This window comes from Vibrio sp. OPT46 (assembly GCF_015163535.1).
Taxonomy (GTDB): domain Bacteria; phylum Pseudomonadota; class Gammaproteobacteria; order Enterobacterales; family Vibrionaceae; genus Vibrio; species Vibrio alginolyticus.
Genome location: NZ_JADDYG010000358.1, coordinates 56,270 through 57,898, shown reverse-complemented (window position 1 = coordinate 57,898; position 1,629 = coordinate 56,270). Strand labels below are relative to the sequence as shown.

The window sequence follows — 1,629 nt, the reverse complement described above, 5'->3', positions numbered from 1 at the left end:
GAGCGAGTAGAGCAGCAGCAATTGGCGCTGGACGAAACAAAGGCCCCCTTTTAGGGGGCTCATACAAAGCCACCTTCTTTAGAAGGTGGTAATTTACTACGGCTACTCATTTAATGGCTCCTATTTGCATCGCAAAAGTGAGTTACATCTCATCTCGTTCATTTCTAAAGGGTTTAGTTATCACAACGTGATGTTAATGCTTTGTTCGAGGGACTCGTTGACTAGAATGTCGCCAGAATTCAAAGGAATGAATCATGCAGCTTCATGCGATTTTTTTATATCCAGAGAAAGCTAAAGCCATAAGAAGGAGTGGTTTTGTGGTCGATAAAGTTTGCCCCGTCGTTCTACGTAATCAAAATCAAGAGATCCTACTTTTTAAACATCCGTTGGCGGGTGTTCAGCTCGTCAAGGGCACTGTTGAAGTGTTTGATGAGAGTTACATCATAGCGGCCAAGCGGGAGCTCGCTGAGGAGTCTGGTATCACACATGTTCGTTCCGCACGATATTTATGCTCATGGGACAGTGGCTTTCAAAATCAAGCATGGCATTTTGTTTTGTGTGAGTGTGCTGATCTCGCTAATTCATGGCTGTTTCATACGCAAGACGATGGTGGACATGATTTCGCGTTCTTCTGGCACGATGTCGAGAGCGGCCTTCCCGCGAATGCACATACTGTGTTTCAGCGCGGGCTGGAAAAGGTACGAGAGTTGCTAAACCAAGGCGTGATTTAAAGGAGGATTCTGTCGTTGCATTGGCGGATTTGGGACAATGACAAAGCAAACACTATGCTTCTACTAGAAGCAAATAAAGAAGGTAGAGTAGCCGTTACTGTTCTCATCGTGTTGATAATGGCACTGTCGATCTCAAAAATGGCGATGAGATTACAAATGTTTAAGTGACTTCTATATGCTTTGCTCATTCATTCAGATAAGGAAACGGTAATGGATAAATTCGTCGTGTTTCTCTTATGCCTTTTTATGACAGTTGGCGGAGTGGTTCATCTTTATGACAACATTGTTGGTGGCTTTTTACCTTACGATTTTGCGCCACGCTGGTTGAATATGTATTGGAGCGCTTTGGGACTATTGGACTTATTAGCAGCGTATCTATTGGTCAAGCATCGCCGCTCTGGCCTAGTCGTTATGTTATTGATTCTTATAACCAATGTTATCTTTAGTTCCCACGCTCACTATACATTAGAAATATTAGATAACAACGTCGCCCTACAAATGAAGACACTGTTTTTAGGGTTCTCATTTGGGGTATCTATCTGGTTATGGAATGCGCGAAAACATAGTCAATCGCGCCAAATATTTCGTTAATTATTATTTTCACAACACTCGATTAAGGATTGTAAACAGGGACTCGTTATGAACGATTTTAAAGACTTGGCCAGTTTTGCTGGTTTCAGCGTACTGACAGGTTTGAGCTTTGCCACCACTTTCTTCAGCTTTGCTTTTCTATACAGCTCAATAGAGGCACAGCAAGTAATGAACACCAATGCTTTGGCATGTGCAGTGCTTGGTGTTGTTGGTTTATTTGTTGGTATTACTCAGTTAAACAAAAAGCGTCAGCTAGCAGAAAACTAATCTGTTCTTACACATCATGAGGATGAAGTAGTGTTTAACA

The 1,629-nt window shown here is 42.2% G+C and carries 3 protein-coding genes; all 3 read left to right on the top strand.

The window, feature by feature from the left end; all coding sequences use genetic code 11:
• Positions 1-317: 317 nt before the first annotated feature.
• A complete protein-coding gene (locus tag IQR33_RS16320; RefSeq protein ID WP_132936671.1) occupies positions 318-731 on the top strand; it encodes an NUDIX hydrolase in 414 nt (137 codons plus the stop codon).
• A 210-nt stretch (positions 732-941) separates the two neighbouring features.
• Positions 942-1,322, top strand: coding sequence for a hypothetical protein (locus tag IQR33_RS16315; RefSeq protein WP_005377611.1), 381 nt, complete (start codon positions 942-944; stop codon positions 1,320-1,322).
• A gap of 48 nt (positions 1,323-1,370) precedes the next feature.
• A complete protein-coding gene (locus tag IQR33_RS16310; RefSeq protein WP_017634917.1) occupies positions 1,371-1,589 on the top strand; it encodes a hypothetical protein in 219 nt (72 codons plus the stop codon).
• Positions 1,590-1,629 lie beyond the last annotated feature (40 nt).

Coding starts and splice junctions, on each gene's coding strand:
- IQR33_RS16315 (WP_005377611.1), top strand. CDS start 942: ATGGATAAATTCGTCGTGTTTCTCTTATGCCTTTTTATGACAGTTGGC.
- IQR33_RS16310 (WP_017634917.1), top strand. CDS start 1,371: ATGAACGATTTTAAAGACTTGGCCAGTTTTGCTGGTTTCAGCGTACTG.